17 protein-coding genes are annotated in these 21124 nt (G+C 66.5%); 9 read left to right on the top strand and 8 right to left on the bottom strand.

From position 1 onward, the window contains the following. The first annotated feature begins 275 nt into the window (after window positions 1–275). Entirely contained in the window at window positions 276–2144 is a 1869-nt protein-coding gene (locus LDO54_RS20400) for an EAL domain-containing protein (RefSeq protein WP_224012487.1), read from the top strand. 121 nt (window positions 2145–2265) lie between these two features. Here LDO54_RS20400 and LDO54_RS20395 read toward each other — a convergent pair whose 3' ends face one another. After that, window positions 2266–2421: a DUF3309 family protein gene (locus LDO54_RS20395; protein ID WP_224012486.1), complete on the bottom strand. Its 156-nt coding sequence runs from the start codon at window positions 2419–2421 to the stop codon at window positions 2266–2268. Between the two features lie 231 nt (window positions 2422–2652). Here LDO54_RS20395 and LDO54_RS20390 point away from each other — a divergent pair, with 231 nt between their 5' ends. The 5 genes from LDO54_RS20390 to LDO54_RS20370 all read left to right on the top strand — a co-directional run bounded on the left by LDO54_RS20390 (window position 2653) and on the right by LDO54_RS20370 (window position 7121). After that, window positions 2653–3753, top strand: a complete 1101-nt coding sequence (locus LDO54_RS20390) for a LacI family DNA-binding transcriptional regulator (RefSeq protein WP_224012485.1) — start codon at window positions 2653–2655, stop codon at window positions 3751–3753. A 91-nt stretch (window positions 3754–3844) separates the two neighbouring features. Further along, on the top strand, window positions 3845–5176 hold the full coding sequence (locus tag LDO54_RS20385) for an AGE family epimerase/isomerase (RefSeq protein ID WP_224012484.1): 1332 nt from the start codon (window positions 3845–3847) through the stop codon (window positions 5174–5176). A 119-nt stretch (window positions 5177–5295) separates the two neighbouring features. Next, entirely contained in the window at window positions 5296–6270 is a 975-nt protein-coding gene (locus tag LDO54_RS20380; protein ID WP_224012483.1) for a carbohydrate kinase family protein, read from the top strand. A gap of 133 nt (window positions 6271–6403) precedes the next feature. Beyond that, window positions 6404–6625 (top strand): hypothetical protein, encoded by a 222-nt coding sequence (locus tag LDO54_RS20375; protein WP_224012482.1) that lies wholly within the window; start codon window positions 6404–6406, stop codon window positions 6623–6625. Window positions 6626–6875: 250 nt separating this feature from the next. Beyond that, window positions 6876–7121, top strand: coding sequence for a hypothetical protein (locus LDO54_RS20370; RefSeq protein WP_224012481.1), 246 nt, complete (start codon window positions 6876–6878; stop codon window positions 7119–7121). 584 nt (window positions 7122–7705) lie between these two features. Here LDO54_RS20370 and LDO54_RS20365 read toward each other — a convergent pair. The 3 genes from LDO54_RS20365 to LDO54_RS20355 form a co-directional block, all read right to left on the bottom strand. Then, complete coding sequence (locus LDO54_RS20365) at window positions 7706–8437, bottom strand: immunity 52 family protein (protein ID WP_224012480.1); 732 nt, start codon at window positions 8435–8437, stop codon at window positions 7706–7708. A 7-nt stretch (window positions 8438–8444) separates the two neighbouring features. After that, a complete protein-coding gene (locus LDO54_RS20360) occupies window positions 8445–9179 on the bottom strand; it encodes a restriction endonuclease fold toxin 5 domain-containing protein (protein ID WP_224012479.1) in 735 nt (244 codons plus the stop codon). Between the two features lie 171 nt (window positions 9180–9350). After that, window positions 9351–9611: a hypothetical protein gene (locus LDO54_RS20355; RefSeq protein WP_224012478.1), complete on the bottom strand. Its 261-nt coding sequence runs from the start codon at window positions 9609–9611 to the stop codon at window positions 9351–9353. 119 nt (window positions 9612–9730) lie between these two features. On the opposite strand from LDO54_RS20355, the gene LDO54_RS20350 reads away from it, so the two are divergent. Both LDO54_RS20350 and LDO54_RS20345 read left to right on the top strand, forming a co-directional pair. Further along, on the top strand, window positions 9731–10768 hold the full coding sequence (locus LDO54_RS20350; protein ID WP_224012477.1) for an ion channel: 1038 nt from the start codon (window positions 9731–9733) through the stop codon (window positions 10766–10768). Between the two features lie 223 nt (window positions 10769–10991). Further along, a complete protein-coding gene (locus tag LDO54_RS20345; protein ID WP_224012476.1) occupies window positions 10992–14651 on the top strand; it encodes an indolepyruvate ferredoxin oxidoreductase family protein in 3660 nt (1219 codons plus the stop codon). A 93-nt stretch (window positions 14652–14744) separates the two neighbouring features. Here the strand turns inward: LDO54_RS20345 and LDO54_RS20340 are convergent, their stop codons facing one another. Then, complete coding sequence (locus LDO54_RS20340) at window positions 14745–16022, bottom strand: EAL domain-containing protein (RefSeq protein WP_224012475.1); 1278 nt, start codon at window positions 16020–16022, stop codon at window positions 14745–14747. Window positions 16023–16426: 404 nt separating this feature from the next. Between LDO54_RS20340 and LDO54_RS20335 the strand changes: the two genes are divergently transcribed. Then, a complete protein-coding gene (locus tag LDO54_RS20335) occupies window positions 16427–18094 on the top strand; it encodes a Na+/H+ antiporter (RefSeq protein ID WP_224012474.1) in 1668 nt (555 codons plus the stop codon). Between the two features lie 125 nt (window positions 18095–18219). On the opposite strand, the gene LDO54_RS20330 is transcribed toward LDO54_RS20335, so the two are convergent. From LDO54_RS20330 to LDO54_RS20320, 3 genes are all read right to left on the bottom strand, one after another. After that, complete coding sequence (locus LDO54_RS20330; protein ID WP_224012473.1) at window positions 18220–19521, bottom strand: solute carrier family 23 protein; 1302 nt, start codon at window positions 19519–19521, stop codon at window positions 18220–18222. Between the two features lie 500 nt (window positions 19522–20021). Further along, complete coding sequence (locus LDO54_RS20325; protein WP_224012472.1) at window positions 20022–20675, bottom strand: DUF2239 family protein; 654 nt, start codon at window positions 20673–20675, stop codon at window positions 20022–20024. 105 nt (window positions 20676–20780) lie between these two features. After that, window positions 20781–21124: GGDEF domain-containing protein (locus LDO54_RS20320; protein WP_224012471.1), on the bottom strand; the 344-nt coding region annotated here is incomplete at its 5' end.

Genomic DNA, 21124 nt, shown 5'->3' with positions numbered 1-21124 from the left:
CGCTCCGATCTATCCGACTGACCCGCGCCGCTCGCGCGCGCTCGTCGTCGCCCCCCGTATCGCTGTCCGGTCGCGCCCCTGACGCCGCCGAGCGACATCGCCGGACCGCGCAAACGTTAGCCTCCCGGTCCGCGCCCCCTTTTCGCATCGCTGTCATTAAAAGTTCATTTAATTGGCAGAGTCTGCTGCCGTTAATTCTGTCGTCAAAGCCTGTCTTGGCTCTTTCCATGTCTGCACGCGCGTCCACGCCGCCGGTCCACGGGACCGCGGCTCCGATGGCTATTCCGTTGTCCGCCAGCCCGGCCGGCATCGAGGCCCTGATCGCCCAGCGCCAGCTGCGCGCCGTCTTCCAGTCGATCGTCGATCTGGACGATGGCGCCATCCTCGGTTACGAAGGCCTCGTGCGCGGTCCCGCCGGTTCGCCGCTCGAATCGCCGGCCGCCCTGTTCGCCGAGGCGAACCGCACCGGCTGCACGCTCGCGCTCGAACACGCGGCGGCGGCGGCCTGCATCGCCGCCTTCGCGCAGCTCGGCTGCCACGGCAAGCTGTTCCTCAATTTCAGCGCCGACGCCCTGCGCGACCTGACCGACCACGGCCGCGACACGCTCGCGCTGTTCGACGGCACGCTCGACGCGCATCGCGTCGTCATCGAGCTGACCGAGCAGTGCGCGGTCGAGGACGTGCGCGGCTTCAAGGACGTGGTCGCGGCGCTGCGCGCGGCGGGCGCGCAATTCGCGCTCGACGACTACGGCAGCGCCAACGCGAGCATGAACGTCTGGGTGCAGTTGCAGCCCGACGTCGTCAAGATCGACCGCTTCTTCATCCAGGACATCGCCAACGACGCGCTCAAGTTCGAAGCCGTGCGCGCGATGCAGCACTTCGCCCAGGCGAGCGGCGCGCGGCTCGTCGCCGAAGGCATCGAGAACGAGGCCGATCTGATCGTGCTGCGCGACATGGGCATCGCGACCGGCCAGGGCTTCTTTCTCGGACGACCCGAGGCGCGTCCGCCGCGCACGCTGGCCGAACGCGCGCGCGACGCGCTGCGCGCGCAGCACATCGCCGTGTTTCCCGAAGCCACGCGCCACACAGGTGCGAGCATCGGCGGCGGCAACGGCGGCGCGCCCGCCGAGAAGATGCGCGTGCACGCGCCCGCGCTGCCGCGCAAGGCGACCAACAACGACGTGCTGGAACTGTTCAACCGCCTGCCCGAGCTGCACGCGGTGGCCGTGGTCGAAGGCGAGACGCCGATCGCGCTGATCAACCGCCGCGCCTTCATGGACCGCTACGCGCTGCCCTATCACCGCGAACTGTTCGGCAAGAAGGCCTGCCTGCAATTCGCGAACGCGGCACCGGTGCTGATCGAGCAGACCATGAGCGTCGAGCAGATGGCGTCGCTGCTCGCGAGCGACGACCAGCGCTATCTCGCCGACGGCTTCGTGATCACCGACAGCGGCCGCTACGCCGGACTCGGCACCGGCGAAAGCCTCGTGCGCGCGGTCACCGAGGTGCGCATCCAGGCGGCGCGCTACGCGAATCCGCTGACGTTCCTGCCCGGCAACATTCCGATCAGCTCGCACATCGACCGGCTGCTCTCGCACGACGCGGGCTTTCACGCCTGCTACGTCGATCTGAACCAGTTCAAGCCGTTCAACGATCAGTACGGCTACTGGCAGGGCGACGAGGTGCTGAAGTTCGCGGCGCAGGTGCTCGCCGACGCCTGCGATCCCACGCGCGACTTTCTCGGCCACGTGGGCGGCGACGACTTCCTGATCCTGTTCCAGAGCGAGACCTGGCGCGAGCGCGTCGCTCACGCGATCGAGACCTTCAACGTCGGTGCGCAGCGTTTTTACGCGCCCGCCGACCGGCTCGCGGGCGGCATCCACGGCGAGGACCGCCAGGGGCATCCGGCCTTCTTCGCCTTCGTGACGATGGCGGTCGGCTGCGTGCATATCGCGCCGGGCGACGGCTCGCAGCACGGCAGCGACGCGATCGCCTCGCTGGCCGCCATCGCCAAGCGGCGCGCGAAGCAGGCAGCGAGCGGGCTCGTGGTGATCGACGGCGGCGAAAGCGCGGCGCTGCTGCCCGCGCTCGCGGCGGCACAGCCGGCTTCAGCTGCGGCGCAAGGCGGCATGTCAGCGGACTGATCAGGCTGAACGCGCAGACTGAATGCGCGCGCGGCTTCAACCACGCTCACGGACAAAAAACGAGGCCGGCGCGGATCTTTTCCGCGCCGGCCTCGTTGCGTTGATGCGGCATCGCGCGCCGCTAGATCGTCCCCATCAACACGAGCACGACCACGACGACGACCACGACGCCCAGCGTGCCGGATGGCGCATAGCCCCACGACCGGCTGTGCGGCCAGGCGGGAAAGGCGCCGATGAGCAGCAGGATCAGTATGACGAGAAGCAAGGTGCCGAGCATGATGCCTCCGTTCCGTTTCGAATGATGACCTGCGACATTCAGCAACCGACGTGCCCGGCGTTCCGAAAACCGACTTTGTTTAGGCAGTTTTACTAAACATGTCAATTTACGTTTATTCCTGTGATTACGGGTATTTACGGGGGCTTTTCGGCACGATGCAACGTTGTGCGGCCCAGTTTTTACTATACAATCGGCGCACACCTGACACACCAGCCAGGGCCAACAGGAATCATGGGGACAACCATTCGCGACGTCGCGCAGGCGGCCAACGTGTCGATCGGCACGGTCTCCCGCGCGCTGAAGAACCAGCCGGGCCTGTCCGAGGCCACACGCGCGCGCATCGTCGAGATCGCGCAGTCGCTGGGCTATGACAGCGCGCAGTTGCGTCCGCGCATCCGCCGCCTGACCTTCCTGCTGCATCGCCAGCACAACAACTTCGCGGCCAGCCCGTTCTTCTCGCACGTGCTGCACGGCGTGGAAGACGCGTGCCGCGAGCACGGCATCGTGCCCGCGCTGCTCACCGCCGGTCCCGCCGACGACACCATCCAGCAACTGCGTCTGCACGCGCCCGACGCGGTCGCCGTGGCGGGCTTCGTCGAGCCGGAAACGCTCGCCGCGCTGGTCGCGCTGCAGCGTCCGCTCGTGCTGATCGACCTGTGGGCGCAGGGCCTGCGCTCGGTGAACATCGACAACGCCGCGGGCGCCGCGCTCGCCATGCATCATCTGTTCGCGATGGGGCGGCGGCGCGTGGCCTTCATCGGCGGCTCGCTCGCGCACTACAGCATCGCGCAGCGCGCGCTCGGCTACCGGCGCGCGTTCTTCGAAGCGGGGCTGCTGTTCGATCCCTCGCTCGAAACCACCATCGAAGGCGGGCTCGATCCCGACACCGGGGCCGCGCTCGCGATGCAGCGTCTGCTCGACGGCGCGCGCCTGCGCGGCGAGCCGCCGCCCGACGCCGTGTTCGCCTACAACGACGCCGCCGCGCTCGCCGCGCTGCGCGTGTGCCAGGCGAGCGGCCTGCGCGTGCCGGAAGACATCGCGATCGTCGGTTTCGACGATATCGCCGCCGCCGCGCACGCCACGCCCGCGCTCACGACGCTCGCCGTCGACAAGGAAGCACTCGGCAGGCGCGGTGTCGAACTGCTGCTCGAAGAAACGCCACAACAGAGTGAGATCGTGCTGCCGGTGCGGCTCGTCGAGCGCGCGAGCACGGCGGGCGCAGCGCCGACGTCCGCGCCAACATCCGCACTGAAATCCGCGCAGAACTCCACGCCGCCGCCCGCGCCCGAAAGCGTCGCGCGGCGCGGCAAGACGCTGCCCGAAGCGACCTGATGCACCTGAAGCGGCGGCGCGAAATCCCGCCACATTCGCCAGCAACAATACGAAGTAAAACGAAGCAATCCGAAGCCGAGATGAGAAAGCCATGACGAAGCCTTCCGACACCGCACTCACCGTTGAAGCCCAGGCCGCCGCGCCCGCCGTCGCGAGCTTCCGGGACCGCGCCTTCCTGCTCGGCCATATCGCCGACACGCTGCGCTTCTACGCGCCCAACGTGTACGACCCGTCGGGCGGCTTCTTCCACTATTTCCGCGACGACGGCTCGATCTACAACGCGCACTCGCGGCATCTCGTGAGCAGCTGCCGCTACGTCTTCAACTACGCGATGGCGTATCGCGAAACCGGTGAGGCGCAGCATCTCGACTACGCGCGCCACGGCCTGCAGTTCCTGCGCGAAGCGCACTGGGACCCGCAGCATCAGGGCTACGACTGGGAGGTCGACTGGCGCGACGGCAAGAAGCGCACGCTCGACGCCACGCGCCATTGCTACGGCCTCGCCTTCGTGCTGCTCGCCTACGCGCACGCCGCGATGGCCGGCATCGAAGAAGCGAAACCGATGATCGCCGCCACCTTCGAGCTGATGGAACACCGCTTCTGGGACGGCGCGGCGGGCCTCTACGCCGACGAAGCGAGCGCCGACTGGATCGTCACGAGCTATCGCGGCCAGAACGCCAACATGCACACGACCGAGGCGCTGCTCGCGGCCTACGAGGCGACCGGCCATCTGGTCTATCTCGACCGCGCCGAGCGCGTCGCGTCGAACATCACGCTGCGCCAGGCGCGGCTCTCGCAAGGGCTCGTCTGGGAGCACTTTCACGCCGACTGGTCGGTGGACTGGGACTACAACAAGGAAGACAGCACGAACATCTTCCGTCCGTGGGGTTTCCAGCCGGGCCACCAGACGGAGTGGGCCAAGCTGCTGCTGATTCTCGAACGCCATCGCCCGCTGCCGTGGCTGCTGCCGCGCGCGATCGAGCTGTTCGACGCGGCCATGATGCACGCGTGGGACAACGATCACGGCGGTCTGTACTACGGCTTCGGCCCCGACTACACCGTCTGCGATCACGACAAGTATTTCTGGGTCCAGGCCGAGACCTTCGCGACCGCCGCGCTGCTCGGCAAGCGCACCGGCAACGAACGCTTCTGGGACTGGTACGACGAAATCTGGCGCTATAGCTGGAAGCATTTCGTCGATCATCGCTATGGCGCGTGGTATCGCATCCTCACCTGCGACAACCGCAAGTACAGCGACGAAAAGAGCCCGGCGGGCAAGACCGACTATCACACGATGGGCGCGTGCTACGAAGTCCTGAACGCACTGCCCGGACGCGGCATGGCGCCGATCGTCGGCCGCGAGGAAGAGGACGCGAACGACGGCATGAACGCACGTGCCAACGGCACGGACGGCGCGGCCTGATTTCGCGCCGCACGACGCGGCATCGCGCACGCACCGCGCGACGCAACGGCAACGCAAACGCGACGCAAACGCAGCGCAACCGCAACGCACCAGCGACAGATTCAGCGAAGGAACACGCGATGAGCACTTGCAGCACTGGCCCCGACTTCTCGACCGGCTTCCCCGCCTTCATTTCGGCGGGCGACATCCTCACCGATCTCGTGCGCGGCGCGGCGCCCGAGGGTTCGGCGCACACGGGCGCGCCGGGCATGGACTCCAGCTGGCGCGCGCATCCGGGCGGCGCGGGCTGGAACGTGGCGCGCGCGGTCGCGCGTCTCGGCTTGCCGACGGCCTGCGCGGGTGCGCTCGGCACCGACAACTTTTCGGACGAGCTCTGGAACGCGAGCGTCGCCGCCGGTCTCGACATGCGCTTCATGCAGCGCGTCGAGCGCGCGCCGCTGCTCGCGATCGTGCATCAGACGCATCCGCCCGCGTACTACTTCATCGGCGACAACAGCGCGGACCTCGCCTTCGATCCCGCGAAGCTGCCCGAGGGCTGGCGTCGTCACGCGAAGTGGGCGCACTTCGGCTGCATCAGCCTCGTGCGTCAGCCGCTCGGCGAAACGCTCGCGACGCTCGCCGCCGAACTGCGCGCGCAAGGCGTGAAGATCAGCTTCGATCCGAATTACCGCAACCTGATGGCGCACGGCTACGAGCCGATCCTGCATCGCATGGCCGCGCTCGCCGACCTCATCAAGGTCTCCGACGAAGATCTGCGCATGCTGTTCGCGGGCAAGAGCGAGCCGGAGGCGATCGCCGCCGTGCGCGCGCTCAATCCCGCCGCGACGCTGCTGGTCACGCGCGGCGCGCAGCACGCGACGCTCTATGTCGGCGACGAGGTGATCGACGCCGCGCCGCCGCGCGTGCAGGTCGCCGACACGGTGGGCGCGGGCGACGCGTCCATCGGCGGTCTGCTGTTCAGCCTGATGAGCACGCCGCAGCGCACGTGGCGTCAGCATCTGTCGTTCGCGCTGGCTGCGGGCGCCGCCGCGTGCCGCCGCGCGGGCGCGCATTCGCCGTCGCTCGACGAGGTCGTCGCGCTGCTGGAGGACTGAAACGCGGGGGCTTTGCACCATCGTGAAGCCTGACACGAAAGCGCCGCTCGGGCGTCACGTGGCTGTCCCGCAGGCGCGCGATCAACGTGCTAGCATGGGATTCCCTTCCTCGAGAAGCACGCTGGAGCCCGCTATGGACGACGTCACCTACACCAAGGGGATCTACACGGCAGTCGCCTCCGTGCGACCCATGAACGCCGGCCAGTACCAGGGCCAGGTCTCCCTGGCGCGCGACGACGGCGAAGATCTCGAGAACGCGATCTACGAAGTGGAAGCCGCTTCCGGCACGCCCGAGGAAGCGCTGGAGGAAGCCAAGGCGCTCGCGCATCGGCTCCTCGGCGAACTCGAGCTGTAAGCGCGCGGGTCGTTCGAATCGGTTCGCATCCGTTCGAATCGGCCGCCCGGTCGGATTATCGATTTAGCGCGTGTAGCCCGCGTGTAGCCCACTTCCTTCGTTTGCTCCGTCCGGCGAGGCGATCCCGCGCCGGACGGTTTCCCGCGTGCGTGCGCCTTTGTCCGCGCGCGGGCCGCATCGGCGAATCCGCCGCTCTGCACGGGACCGCACGCGGCGCGCGAGCGCCGGCGCGGTCGAAAGGAGGGTCGACATGACCGAACAGCTCTTTCTCTACGGCGTCTACGCCATCCACGTGCATCCGCTCGAACTGCAGGGCGCACGCTGGGACGCCGAATATCAGATCACCCATCGCGACACAGCCGTGCAGCCGTGGATCACGATCGGCGGCAACGCGGGCTTTCCGCAAAGCGCCGAAGCGATCGACGCCGCGCATCGCCAGGCCATCGCCGACATCGAGCACGGCGCGGGCATTCCGAAGCCGCACGCGTTTCCTTAGGCGGCTTGCGGTTCGCGGTTCGCGGTTCGCGTGAGCCGCAAGCCGTCGCGTGAGCGGCGGGCATCGACGCGACGCACGCGCGGGTGAAGCGCGTGCGTGTCGCGTGTCGCGTTAAACGTGCGACAGCGCGGATTGCGTGCGCGGCACCGCACGCTCGCACCTGCGCGCATCGACGCATCGCCACGCGCGGCGCATTCATAATGCGAAGGTCGGGGGTTCGATTCCTCTTTCCGGCACCAAAAAATTCAAGCACTTAGCCCAGTCCTCACCGACTGGGCTTTTTGCTTTCCGGGGTCATGTAGGCGCTGTGTAGGCAAATTCGAGCAACGCCACCCGCCTCTGTCTTATGATTCGCCGCACCGTCTCACACGGTTGTGGGCGATCAGCAACGAGCCTCGCCACCTCCACCACCTCGAAACGTTCCTGACATGTCGGGCGTGCCGTCCACGCTGGCGACAGAGAACGGGCCGCCTGCTGACAATTGGGGAGCGCGCCCCGCCCGATGATGGAAGCGTGGGCAGCATATGTATGTGGAAAGGCGGATTAATTGAAGCCCCGGCGACACTGGCTGCCGGGGCGTGACCTTAAAGGTCGATGAAGCGCGGCAACAAGTCCTGATCGGCAAGACGAATTTCAATGTCGTTCGCAGCCTTGACGTGTGCCCGGTTGTTCACATCGAACACTTCATCCGTCACGCTGACAATGATCGTGCCTTGCTGCTGGCCGTCGCGCATGACCGGAATCAGGGCGCGCGCTTCGGGCACCTGGGCTGGCGTGAGAACGTGAGGCAGGTAGAGCATCCAGCTTACACCGGGGCGATTATCAAAAACTGCGTTTGTAAAGTATTTACGCGGCCCGAAAATAGCATAGGATGGGGCATAGACCTCAACAACTTTTTTGACAATCTCTGCTGCAGAACGATAATCCCCAAGTCGAGATAATTTACTTGATCTTTCTTTTACATTGAAGTCAAATTGTTGCGAAAAATTCTCGCCACCATCCATAGATATCAGGAATGAAGCGCCATCTCTCTGGTTTGCTCCATTCCAAATTCCAATTGATTTTGGATCACTCTTTGATTTTCCCTGATATTCCTTTCCCATCTCCTCGATGGCCGTGAGAAGGGGTTGATGATCGTCTCCATAAACGCGATATAGAAGCGCTTCCTCAGCACTATTCCCCTGAATGTACCACCCCTTAAGTAGTTCATCCTGAACCGCCAGTGCATCAATGACAGGCCTTAATCGACGCAGATGAAATTCGAAATCGGCATTTGGTAAGTTGGGGACATCCCTGTACTGTGCAAATAGATTCATTTCAATCTCAAGGTTGATAGACGGAAGGGACGCCATTTTTGACCAGTGTCGGCATCATGTAGTCTCTTGCCCGTGGCGTGCCGAAATACCACATCAGTCTCGATGGTGGATTTGCGCGAACCTTTATGGATTGATCTGCAATAGTATCAGCCATACTTTTGAAGCCGGTAAACCAGAAGATCGGTTCATCATCTTCATCTAAAAACTGATCGTAGTCATCCTTCGCCTCTTGCAATAAACACTGCGCCTTCACAAACCCATCGAAATCAGTTCCAAGCCACTTCCATTCTTTGTTCCAGCCCCCGCGAGTTTCGCGACCTTTGGCATCCGTATCAATTCCATATGCGTAACCGGTAATACGGGCTTGATAGCGCCGAGCTTTCGGACTCATACCATACCTGCGTGTGACTTCATCGCCTTTGTCCGGCGGGCACTTGCATGGCCTGTTGCGCTCGCGGCTCCGGTCGCGTGGAAGGCTGTCCAGACCACCACCCGCGCCCGTGCCAGCACCTGCGCCTCCGGCGGAACCCGTAGCCGGAACCGGCGAAGGCAGTGGCACGGGCATGGTCTGGAGAAGCGAGTCGGCTGCGCTTGCAAGCGTACCTGGGAATGGAATACCCATCAGTGATTCTCCTTTTGTTCCGGTTGTTTTTTGCGGGTGGCGCATATGTCCAGGGAAAAACGTAAATCGCTCTATCTGGGCATAGGCGTTTCCTGGCTGGGCGATGGTAGAGGTGTCCAACGCGAACGGGCTGGGTCAACTTCGGGCCATCGCGCCATAAAGTGTGCGAACAGCCGATCGACGCTACCGAGGCCCGCGAAAACGCAGAATCAGATGAATCCCATTTGGATGCAGCAGGCGGGTTTGTCCTTGAATTTTTTGATTGAAAATCAAACGCAGCGGGTGGCGCGATTACCCGTTCGCCTGGGTTTCGCGTTCGGCGCGGCCCGCGTAAACGACGGCCCATAATTCTTCGTCGGTCATCGCCTTGAAGTCGGCGGGCGCGGTTTCCGCCTTGCCGCTCACCTCGGCGCGTTGCGTCGGTTTGCCAACGGCGCGGTCCAGCAGTTCGCGCGACGCCGCAAGCCTCGTCGCCTCGTTCCCGGCGTGGCGCATCAGGTTCACCAGCACCGCCAGCGCCTCGGCGGTGTATTCGTTCGCCAGGGCGCGCACGTCCGCCGTGACGTGGTTAGGGGCCTCCCGAACGCCCCCCCACCTCGCCGCACGGATCGCGCTTGTCGGCCCCGCGCGGCATTGCTACGCTCTCGCCATTCCGACCCTGAAGGACCGCCATGACGCCCGAATCGCCGGAGGGCAGCGCGAACGAGGAAGCCGCACAAGCCGCCGCCCACGCTGGCGCACACGCCGCCACCGACGACGACCGCAAGCGCCGAGGCAGCGCCGGCACGCGCGCCGCGAACGATCCCGCCAGCCCGCGCGGCCCCGCACCGCGCCGCCTCCATATCGGCTCGCGCGAAGTGCTCGTCTACGGCATGCCGCTGCACGGCTGGCAGGACCTCTATCACACGGCGCTCACCATGCGCTGGCCCACCTTCTTCGCCTCGCTCGCGGCACTGTTCGTGGTCGCCAACGCGTTCTTCGCCTGCCTCTACCAGCTCGGCACGGCGCCCATCGCCAACCAGTATCCGCACGGCTTCACGGGCGCGTTCTTCTTCAGCGTCGAAACGCTCGCGACGGTCGGCTACGGCGACATGCATCCGCAGACGCTCTACGCGCACATCGTCGCCACCTTCGAGATCTTCGTCGGCATGTCGAGCATCGCGCTCGCGACCGGCCTCGTGTTCGCGCGTTTCTCGCGGCCGCGCGCGAAGATCCTGTTCGCGCGCCAGGTGGTCGTGCATCCGATCGAAGGCCGCATGACGCTGATGGCGCGCGCCGCCAACGCGCGTCAGAACGTGATCGCCGAAGCCAGCGCGAAGCTGCGCCTGATCCGCATCGAGACCTCGTCGGACGGCTACACCGCGCGGCGCATCTACGACCTCAAGCTCGTGCGCGACCAGCATCCGCTGTTCACGCTCGGCTGGAACCTGATGCACGTGATCGACGAAACCAGCCCGCTGCACGGCGCCACGGCCGAGTCGCTCGCGCAGCAGGCCGCCACGCTGCACGTCGTGATCGAGGGCTCGGACGAATCGACCGCGCAGACCATGCAGGCGCGCTACATCTGGTCGGACGGCCAGGTGCGTTTCGGCCAGCGTTACGTCGATCTGATGAGCGACGCGGGCGGCGTGAGCCGCATGGACTACGCGCACTTTCACGATGTCACGCCCTTCGATCAGACCCGGCCTGACGGACCGCACGTGATCTGAATCCAACCGCACGTTCGGCCACGCATCGCACGCCCGACACGCGACGAAAGAGAATTTCCCTCCAAAGCGCGACATCGCGAGCAGGCTTTGGCGCATTCAACGAACGCGCCCGCGGAGTTAGCAAAAAACTTCCGCTATTGGCGAGAAAAAATGGAGTCTTCAGCGAGCGCATTCAAAGACGCACAGACGCAGCGCTCGCGACACAAGAACGGAGACTTCCCCCATGACCGCGCGTCCCGCGTTTGGCGACACCCCTGCTTCGCCGCCCCTCGCCGATTACCAGCTCACCGACAACCTCACCGCCACGCGCGGCCGCATCTTCCTGACCGGCACCCAGGCGCTGATCCGCCTCGCGCTCATGCAGCGCGCGCTCGACCGCGCGCACGGCCTGAACACGGCAGGCTTCATCAGCGGCTATCGCGGCTCGCCGCTCGGCATGGTCGACCAGCAGGCGTGGAAGGCGAAGAAACTGCTCGAAGCCGCCGACGTACGCTTCCTGCCCGCCATCAACGAGGAACTGGGCGGCACGGCCGTGCTCGGCACGCAGCGCGTGGAAGCCGACGCCGAACGCACCGTCGAAGGCGTGTTCGCGATGTGGTACGGCAAAGGCCCCGGCGTCGACCGCGCGGGCGACGCGCTCAAGCACGGCAACGCCTACGGCTCGTCGCCGCACGGCGGCGTGCTCGTGGTGGCGGGCGACGATCACGGCTGCGTGTCGTCGTCGATGCCGCATCAGAGCGACTTCGCGCTGATGGCCTGGCACATGCCCGTGGTGAATCCGTCGAACGTCGCGGACATGCTCGAATTCGGCCTCTACGGCTGGGCGCTCTCGCGCTACTCGGGCGCGTGGGTCGGCTACAAGGCGATCTCGGAAACCGTGGAGTCGGGCTCGACCGTCGATCTCGACGCGCTCAAGACCGACTGGCAAGCGCCCGAACCCGCCGATGCGGATGCAGCTTTCACGCCGCCGCCCGGCGGCCTGCACAACCGCTGGCCCGATCTGCCGAGCCTCGCGATCGAGCAGCGTCTCGCGGCCAAGCTCGACGCCGTGCGCCACTTCGCGCGCGCGAACAGCATCGACAAATGGATCGCGCCGAGCCCGCACGCGAACGTGGGCATCGTCACCTGCGGCAAGGCGCATCTCGACCTGATGGAAGCGCTGCGCCGGCTCGACCTCACCGTTCACGATCTCGAACAGGCGGGCGTGCGCATCTACAAGGTGGGGCTCTCGTTTCCGCTGGAGATGTCGCGCATCGACGCCTTCGTTTCCGGTCTCAGCGACGTGCTCGTGATCGAGGAAAAAGGCCCCGTGATCGAGCAGCAGATCAAGGATCATCTCTACAACCGCAAGGCAGGCGCGCGCCCGGCCGTGATCGGCAAGCACGCGGAAGACGGCACGCTGCTCTTGTCCGAACTCGGCGAGCTGCGGCCCTCGCGCATCCTGCCGGTGTTCGCCGCGTGGCTCGCGAAGCACAAACCGATGCTCGACCGCCGCGAGCGCGTGGTCGATCTGGTCGCGCCGCAAATCCTCTCCAATGTCGCCGACGCCGTGAAGCGCACGCCCTACTTCTGCTCGGGCTGTCCGCACAACACCTCGACGAAAGTGCCTGAAGGCTCGATCGCGCAAGCGGGCATCGGCTGTCACTTCATGGCTTCGTGGATGGAGCGCGACACCACCGGCCTGATCCAGATGGGCGGCGAAGGCGTCGACTGGGCCGCGCATTCGATGTTCACGAAGACGCGCCACGTATTCCAGAATCTCGGCGACGGCACCTACTTTCATTCAGGCATCCTTGCGATTCGCCAGGCCGTGGCCGCGAAGGCCAACATCACCTACAAGATCCTCTACAACGACGCCGTGGCGATGACGGGCGGCCAACCCGTCGACGGCAGCATCTCCGTGCCGCAGATCGCGCGTCAGGTGGAAGCCGAAGGCGTCTCGCGCTTCGTGGTCGTGAGCGACGAGCCCGAGAAATACGACGGCCATCACGGCCAGTTTCCGAAGGGCACGACCTTCCATCACCGCAGCGAACTCGACGCGGTGCAGCGCGAACTGCGCGAAACGCCCGGCGTGACCGTGCTGATCTACGACCAGACCTGCGCCGCCGAAAAGCGCCGCCGCCGCAAAAAAGGCGAGTTCCCCGACCCGGACAAGCGTCTCTTCATCAACGAGGAAGTCTGCGAAGGCTGCGGCGATTGCGGCGTGCAATCGAATTGCCTCTCGGTCGAGCCGGTGGAAACCGAACTGGGCCGCAAGCGCCGCATCGACCAGTCGTCGTGCAACAAGGACTATTCGTGCGTGAACGGCTTTTGCCCGAGCTTCGTCACGATCGAGGGCGGCAAGCTCAAGAAGGCCGCGGGCGCCGCGTTCGATCCGCAGGCGCTGGCCGCGCGCGTGAACGCGTTGCCGATGCCGTCGACGCATCTCGACAACGCGCCCTACGACATCCTCGTGACCGGCGTGGGCGGCACGGGCGTCGTGACGGTGGGCGCGCTCATCAGCATGGCCGCGCATCTGGAAGGCAAGAGCGCTTCGGTGCTCGATTTCATGGGCTTCGCGCAAAAGGGCGGATCGGTGCTGTCGTTTGTGCGTTTCGCGGCCACCGACGCGCTGCTCAACCAGGTGCGCATCGACACGCAGCAGGCCGACTTGCTGCTCGCCTGCGACATGGTGGTGGGCGCGAGCGCCGACGCGCTGCAAACGGTGCGCCACGACCGCACGCGCATCGTCGTGAACACGCATGCGATTCCGAACGCGTCGTTCGTGCAGAACCCCGACGCGAATCTGCACGCCGACGCGCTGCTCGCGAAGATGCGTCACGCGGCGACGAACGGCGCGACGCCGGAGCAAGATCCGCTTTCAAGCTGCGATGCGCAGGCGCTCGCGCAACGTTATCTCGGCGACACGATCGGCGCGAACATTCTGATGCTCGGTTTCGCGTGGCAGCTCGGTCTCGTGCCGGTGTCGCTCGCGGCGCTCACGCGCGCGATCGAGTTGAACAACGTGGCCGTGCAGGCGAATCTGTTTGCGTTCTCGATTGGCCGTCTCGCCGCCGCTGATCCGGCCGCGCTGGAAGCGCTCAAAACGTTCGACACTCAGCGTGCGAGTCAAGCCCGCGACGCGAAGTTCGCCGCGCGCCAGCTCACGCAAACGCTCGACGAACTGATCGCGGACCGCGAAACGCGTCTGCTCGCCTATGGCGGCGCGGGCTACGCGAAGCGCTATCGCGCGCTGACCGACGCCGCGCGTCAGGCCGACAAATCGGCGGATCAGGCGCTCGCGCGCGCGGTCGCGGCCACGTTCTACAAGCTGCTCGCGGTGAAGGACGAATACGAAGTCGCGCGCCTGCACGCCGATCCGGCCTTCCGCGCCGCGCTCGAAGCGCAGTTCGAAGGCCAGGCGGGCAGCGACTTCACGGTGAAGTTCAATCTCGCGCCGCCGCTGATCGCACGCGAAAAACACGGCCAGCCGCCGCGCAAGATGCAGTTCGGCCAGTGGCTCTGGCGCGCGCTCGCGCTGCTCGCGAAGGGACGCGGCGTGCGCGGCACGTGGTTCGATCCGTTCGGCCACACGCTCGAACGCCGCATGGAACGCGCGCTCGCCGACGACTACGAGGCCACGCTGCGCGGCGTGCTGATTCAACACGCGCATGTGACCGCGGACAGCGCCGCCGATCTCGCGAAGTTCGCGAGCCTGCATCAGCGCGTGCGCGGCTACGGTCACGTGAAGCTCGCGAACCTCGCGTCGGTCAAGCGCGGCGAGCGCGAACTCGCGGCGCGGCTGGGCATCGACGTGAAGACGAGCGCGGCCGTCAATGAGGCGCTCGCCGCGTTCAAGGGCGCGGGCGCGCTGCGCGGCATTCCGGTGGTCGTCGCGAAATAAGCCCTGTTTTCAGGGGTGAAATCGCATCGTGCGAACGGCGCGGGCTTGCAAGGGCTCGCGCCGTTTTCGCTTTTATCGACGTGATCGAAGCGCTCAGGCCAGTTCTTCCGCCATCCAGTCGACGTCGCCGCACAGCACGCACAGGCGGTCGCCGACCTGCACAGCCATCGAGAGCGTCACGCACGGCAGCGCCTCGTTGATCGACAGATACGGCGACGTCACATGCACGCGTCCCGGCGCGACCAGCGCCGCGCGGAAGTACGGCCTGCGCAGCCAGTTAGCGCCCTGCGCGTCGTCGAGCGGCAGAAAGCGCGCGCCCTGCTCCGCGCGATCGACGCGCAGCACGACATTGCGGCCCGCCTGACGCCCGCTCGCGTCGAGCAGGAAGCAGCGCGCCGCGTGATCGAGCGCGAGAAAATTCCAGCACACCTCTTCGAGCGGCTCGCCCGCGGTCAGCCGCTCCGCCGCGCGCTCGAACGCGCGCACATACGGCGCGAGACGGCTCGTGGTGCCGCGCTCGCGCGCTTCGGTCTGCTCGCGGTAACGCTCCGTCGCCTCGGCGATCACGTTCAGCGCGTGCGTGGCGTCGGTCAAACCCGGCGCCGGACGCGCGAAGAAAAAGCCCTGCACGAAGTCGGCGTTGCAGGCGAGCGCGATCTGCGCCTCGTGCTCCGTCTCCACGCCCTCGATCAGCACGAGCTTGCCCGCCTCGTGCAGCAGCGTGACGAGCGCGGGCAGCGTCGCGGCCATGTCGGCGCGATGCGCGGCGTGCATCAGCATGATGCGGTCGAGCTTCACGATGTCGGGATTCAGTTGCCACACGCGGCCGATATCGACGTGACCGGCGCCGAAGTCGTCGAGCGCGATCAGGAAGCCGCGTTCGCGGAATTCGGCGACGGCGTGCGCGAGCGCGTCGAGATCGGTGGCCTCGGCTTCGAGCACTTCGAGCACGACGCGGCGCGGCGGCAAACCGAGCCGACGCAGATTCGCGAGCAGCGCCGCCGCGTGATACGGCTCGATCAGCGTGCCCGGATGCACGTTGAGAAACAGCCACTCGCGCTCGGCGCCGAGCAGCGAGAAGTTCTCCAGATGCAGCCCCTGGGCGAGCCGGTCGACCTGCAATGCCTCGCCGACGCGCGCGGCCGCGCCGAACACGTCGAGCGGCGAAACGGGCCGGTCGAGCGCGTCGTGCGCGCGCAAGAGCCCTTCGTAGCCGACCGCACGCATGTGCGACAGGCTGAAAACCGGTTGAAACACACTGGTGAGCGCAAGCTCGCCATGTTGCGCGCTATAGCGCTGGAGACCCGACGAGACGCTCAGGGTGAAACCGTGCGGCGCCGCGGCCATCTTGTCCTGCTGCTCTGTGATCATGCCTTCCTCTTCGCGCAAGTTGATCGCCGCGGGCGTGCGTACCGGCGGCCGATGCGTTGCGTCGTTGGCAGGCGATAAAGCAAGGTCCGTGCGCACGCTGCGACCCGCCTTGCATCGAAGCCTGCACCGCGCACCGTGCGCGTGCGCGCGCGGCGGGCATGATGCGTCCCCGCGCGCACCAGAATCGTGCATGCCGGCCCTGTCGCCGAGCTTGCCCTACAAGTGGCTTGCACGCTTCGCGGCGCATGCGGCCGCGCACACGCTACACTTACCGCCAACCGCCGCCTGCCTCGTCAGGCATGCATCGCATCGTTCGCCGCGCTCCGCGGCACGTTCCGCACTAAACGGATGAATGGGGGACGCACCGCGCGCCCTCCCATCCCTGCTCGTCTTGCAGCTCATCGATGGAAACCATTTTCACCGTTCTCATTCTGCTCCTCGCCGTGGCCCTTTCGGGGATCATCGTGCGGCTGTTGCCCATCAAGCTGCCCTTGCCGCTGCTACAGATCGCCATCGGCGCGCTGCTGACGTTTCCGCGCATCAATCCGCACGTGACGTTCGATCCCGACGTCTTCATGGCGCTGTTCATTCCGCCGCTGCTGTTCGCCGACGGCTGGCGCATGCCCAAGCGCGAGTTCTTCATGCAGCGCCGCGCGATCCTGCTGCTCGCGCTCGGCCTCGTGCTGCTGACCGTGGTGTCCGTGGGCTATTTCGTGCACTGGCTGGTGCCGCAGATCTCGCTGCCGGTCGCCTTCGCGCTCGCCGCCGTGCTCTCGCCCACCGACGCCGTCGCGCTCTCGGCCATCGCCGGCAAGGACAAGATTCCCGCGCAGCTCATGCACATCCTCGAAGGCGAAGCGCTGATGAACGACGCCTCCGGCCTCGTCGCGCTCAAGTTCGCGGTGGCGGCGGCGCTCACGGGCGTGTTCTCGCTGCGCCAGGCCACGCTGAGCTTCTTTCTGATCGCGGCGGGCGGCCTCGCGGTGGGCGCGGCGATCGGCTGGTTCTTCAGCTTCATGTCGTCGCGCTTTCTCAATGTCGATGCCGACGGCGACCCCGCGCCGGGCGTCGTCATGACCTTGCTGATTCCGTTCGCGGCCTACCTGTTCGCTGAACATCTCGAAGTCTCGGGCGTGCTCGCCGCCGTGGCCGCCGGGATGATGATGAACTACACGAGCGTCGCGCACATGGGTCCGGTGTCGGCGCGCGTGCGCGCGACCAGCACGTGGTCGATGATCGAGTTCGTGTTCAACGGCATGGTGTTCACGCTGCTCGGCCTGCAATTCCCGGGCATTCTCGGCAAGGCGCTGCTCGACGCGCATCACACGAGCAACGTGCAGATGCTGCGTCTGCTCGGCTATATCGGCGCCGTGCTGATCGCGCTCTACGCGATGCGCTTCGGCTGGGTCTGGCTGCTGCGCTGGGTGGCGAGCCGCGGCGCGGCGCGTCACGGCGTGACCAATGCGGTGCCGGGCCTGCGCACCGTTGCGATCACCACGGTCGCAGGCGTGCGCGGCGCGGTCACGCTCGCGGGCGTGCTCTCGCTGCCCGTCGCGCTCGCGAGCGGCAAGCCGCTGCCGGGCCGCGACAGCGCCATCTTCATCGCGACGGGCGTGATCCTCGCGTCGCTGCTGGTGGCGATCGTCGGCTTGCCGTTGCTGCTGCGCGGCGTGCGGCGCGGCGCGCATCCGGCGCACGTGGCCGAGGAACGCGCCGCGCGCGTGCAGGCCGCGCAGGCCGCGATCCGCGCCGTCGATGCGCTGCACGAAACCGCCACCGAGGACATGAACGAATCGCAGTCCGCCTACGCCGCCGACACCACGGCGCGCGTCATGGACACCTATCGCCGCCGCCTCGCGACACTCGATGCCGACCGCGACCTCAGCAAGCACGCGCGCGAAGCCGAATCGCTCGAATTGCAGATGCGGCTCGCGGCCATGCGCGCCGAACGCGCGACGCTGCTCGAACTGCGCAACAAGCAGACGATCAACGACGAAACGCTCGCGAAGCTGATGCGCGAAGTCGATCTCACGGAAACGGCGATCACCACGCGCGGACGCAATCGAGGCTGAGGCGGCTGAAGCGGATCCCCGCAGCCCAATAAAAAACGCGACGCCCTTTCGGGTCGTCGCGTTTTTTTATGCCCACGCGGAGCGGGTTGCTTCGTGCTGGCGAAGCGCACGAAAACTCGCGCGGATCAAACCGCCGCTTCCTGCGCCGGCTTCTTGCGCAGCAGCGCATAGAGCACGATCGCGCCGAACGTCGCGGTGCCGATGCCGCCCAGACCGAAGTCGCCGAGCTTGAGCGAGAAGTCGCCCGCGCCGAGCACCAGCGTGACGGCCGCAACGATCAGATTGCGGTTGTCCGAGAAGTCGACCTTGTTGACGACCCAGATGCGCGCGCCCGTCACCGCGATCAGACCGAACACGACGATCGACACGCCGCCGAGCACCGGGCCCGGAATCGTCTGGATCACGGCGCCGAACTTCGGCGAGAAGCCGAGCACGAGTGCGATCAGCGCGGCAATCGCGAACACCAGCGTCGAGTAGATCTTGGTGACGGCCATCACGCCGATGTTTTCCGCGTAGGTCGTCACGCCCGTGCCGCCCGCGAAACCCGAGACGATGGTCGCGAGGCCATCGCCGATGAACGCGCGGCCCACGTAGCGGTCGAGGTTGTGGCCCGTCATCGCCGAGACGGCCTTGATGTGGCCGAGATTTTCCGCGACGAGAATCACGGCGACCGGCACGAGCAGCGTCATCGCGTGCGGATCGAACACGGGCGCGCTGAACTTCGGCATGCCGAACCAGGCGGCGTTCGCGACGATCGAAAAGTCGATCGGCTTGCCGAGGCCCATGCCGTTGGTCACGACCGCGTAGATCGCGTAGGCGATCATCAGGCCGACGAGAATCAGCAGGCGTTGCAGCATGCCGCGCGTGAACACGGCCACGCCGCCCACGCACAGCACCGTGACGAGCGCCATCCACGAATCGAACTGCGAGCCGCTCACGCCCTTCACGGCGATCGGCGCGAGATTCAGGCCGATCACGCAGACGATCGCGCCGGTCACGACCGGCGGCATGAGCGTCTCGATCCACTTGGTGCCGATGGCCGAGACCAGCACGCCGATCAGCGCATAGACCACGCCGCACGCGATGATGCCGCCGAGCGCGACGGGAATGTTCGGATTCGCGCCGTGGCCGCTATAGCCGGTGGCCGCGATCACGAGGCCGATGAACGCGAAGCTCGAACCGAGATAGCTCGGCACGCGCCCGCCCACGACCACGAAGAACAGCAGCGTGCCGATGCCCGACATGAAGATGCAGAGGTTGGGATCGAAGCCCATGAGCAGCGGCGCGAGCACCGTCGAGCCAAACATGGCGACGACGTGCTGCACGCCCATCGCGAACATCTGCGGCCAGGCGAGACGCTCGTCGGGCGCGACGACGGTTTTGACGCCCGTCTGCGCGCGCCAGCGTGGGAAATAGGAATCGGACATCGGGAGCTCCTCTTGTGCCGTGATGGGCCGGCGCACCTTGCACACCTCGCACGACGGGGCGAGCGCGGCGCGGGCCGGATCGGATTCTGTTTATCGGAACGGGGCGCGAACCGGTTCGGGCGTGCGTGCACGCCGCGGATTCGCTGATGCCCTTGATGGAAATCAGGCGCGAGTGTACGGAGCCGCAATCGGCGTGGCAAGGCGGGCATCCGCGCATGTGGGCCGGACGAAACAGGCGCGGGCGGCGGACTCGCGCCTGAGTTCGTGGTCGATCGCTCGCCTCGCTCCGATAAGAGTTTCGGACTAATCCTATATCGAGCGAGATACGCCACGCATAGACTGAAGTCTCTGCGTGACCCCATGACAGTTCATGCAGAGGTTGTAAGTTGTAAACTCTCCGACTTCCCGCTCATGCCGTTCTGGCCTGAGCGGTTTTTTTTGTGCGTCGGATTTTCGCGGCCTGCATGCAGCATCGGGCGGGCAGCAAGCCGCACGCGTCGTCAGGCGAACGCATCCTGCGCGAGTTCGCGCACATAGTCCCGCACGCCTTCGGGCCAGTCCACGCTCCACGCCTCGAATCGCGCGCGTTCGCCCGCGTAAAGCGCCCGCAACGCTTCCTCGTAGCCCGGCAGATTGCCCGCCAGCGCCGTCATGAAACGGTGCACCGCCTCGCGCGAGGCGCGCACGCGATGCTTCTCCTCGCCCGCGAGCCGCGACGTTTCCACCAGCTTGCGCAACACCACCGACGCGCCGCCCGGCTGCGCCGCCAGCCAGTCCCAGTGACGCGGCAGCAGCGTGACCTCGCGCGCCACCACGCCGAGCTTCGGACGGCCGCGTCCGCGCGGCGCGTCGTCGGCGGGTTCCGTCTCGCCGGAATCTTCGCCGGACTGCGCGCCTTCCTGCGAGCGCGCCTGCCACGCGGCGTCGGCGGCGAGGCGCGCGGCCACGTCGGCGGGACGCCCGCGCAGATCGAATTCGACCGGGCGCGCGTCGCGGTCGTCGAACACCAGCACCGACGCCGCGTCGCCGCGCTCCAGTTCCGCCTTCACCGCGAGCGCCACGTCGAGCGGCGTGCCGCGCGCGAGCAGGCGCGTGCCCGCAAAAGCCGTGACGCCGTGCGCCGCCGTGGATTGAGTGTGTTGAGCCGCTGCCATATCGCTTTCTCCGTTCGATTCACGCAGCGAATATTACCCGGGTAAATTAATCGATGCAATATCACCCGGGTAATATTTGACGTCGATCACACGCTCGCGGAGGGCTCAAAGATCCGGCCCGGCGTCCTGCGGCTCGCGCGCGACGCTCGGCTGCCAGACGGCCACGCGGTTGCGGCCCGCGCGCTTGGCCGTGTAGAGCGCGGCGTCGGCGGCCTCGATCAGCGCGCGCCAGTTCTCGAAGCCGCGCTCCGAGGTGCTCGCCACGCCGACGCTCGCCGTCAGCACGCCGTTGGGGCTGTCCTCGTGCGGCACGGCCAGCGCCTCGAGCGCGGCGCGCAGCCGCTCGGCGTGGGCGAGCGCCTGCGCCGCGCTGGTCTCGGGCAGCAGCAGCACGAATTCCTCGCCGCCGTAACGCGCCGCGCAGTCGCCGGGCCGCCGCGCGTGCGCGC

It is taken from the genome of Paraburkholderia tropica (assembly GCF_914484835.1).
Taxonomy (GTDB): Bacteria; Pseudomonadota; Gammaproteobacteria; order Burkholderiales; family Burkholderiaceae; genus Paraburkholderia; species Paraburkholderia tropica_A.
Note: the sequence above shows the minus strand (reverse complement) of the source record. Positions and strands in the feature narration are given on the sequence as shown.

Coding starts and splice junctions, on each gene's coding strand:
- LDO54_RS20385 (WP_224012484.1), top strand. CDS start 3,845: ATGACGAAGCCTTCCGACACCGCACTCACCGTTGAAGCCCAGGCCGCC.
- LDO54_RS20395 (WP_224012486.1), bottom strand. CDS start 2,421: ATGCTCGGCACCTTGCTTCTCGTCATACTGATCCTGCTGCTCATCGGC.
- LDO54_RS20325 (WP_224012472.1), bottom strand. CDS start 20,675: ATGGCAGCGGCTCAACACACTCAATCCACGGCGGCGCACGGCGTCACG.
- LDO54_RS20335 (WP_224012474.1), top strand. CDS start 16,427: ATGGAAACCATTTTCACCGTTCTCATTCTGCTCCTCGCCGTGGCCCTT.
- LDO54_RS20375 (WP_224012482.1), top strand. CDS start 6,404: ATGGACGACGTCACCTACACCAAGGGGATCTACACGGCAGTCGCCTCC.
- LDO54_RS20380 (WP_224012483.1), top strand. CDS start 5,296: ATGAGCACTTGCAGCACTGGCCCCGACTTCTCGACCGGCTTCCCCGCC.
- LDO54_RS20340 (WP_224012475.1), bottom strand. CDS start 16,022: ATGATCACAGAGCAGCAGGACAAGATGGCCGCGGCGCCGCACGGTTTC.
- LDO54_RS20350 (WP_224012477.1), top strand. CDS start 9,731: ATGACGCCCGAATCGCCGGAGGGCAGCGCGAACGAGGAAGCCGCACAA.
- LDO54_RS20390 (WP_224012485.1), top strand. CDS start 2,653: ATGGGGACAACCATTCGCGACGTCGCGCAGGCGGCCAACGTGTCGATC.
- LDO54_RS20370 (WP_224012481.1), top strand. CDS start 6,876: ATGACCGAACAGCTCTTTCTCTACGGCGTCTACGCCATCCACGTGCAT.
- LDO54_RS20400 (WP_224012487.1), top strand. CDS start 276: ATGGCTATTCCGTTGTCCGCCAGCCCGGCCGGCATCGAGGCCCTGATC.
- LDO54_RS20330 (WP_224012473.1), bottom strand. CDS start 19,521: ATGTCCGATTCCTATTTCCCACGCTGGCGCGCGCAGACGGGCGTCAAA.
- LDO54_RS20365 (WP_224012480.1), bottom strand. CDS start 8,437: ATGAATCTATTTGCACAGTACAGGGATGTCCCCAACTTACCAAATGCC.
- LDO54_RS20345 (WP_224012476.1), top strand. CDS start 10,992: ATGACCGCGCGTCCCGCGTTTGGCGACACCCCTGCTTCGCCGCCCCTC.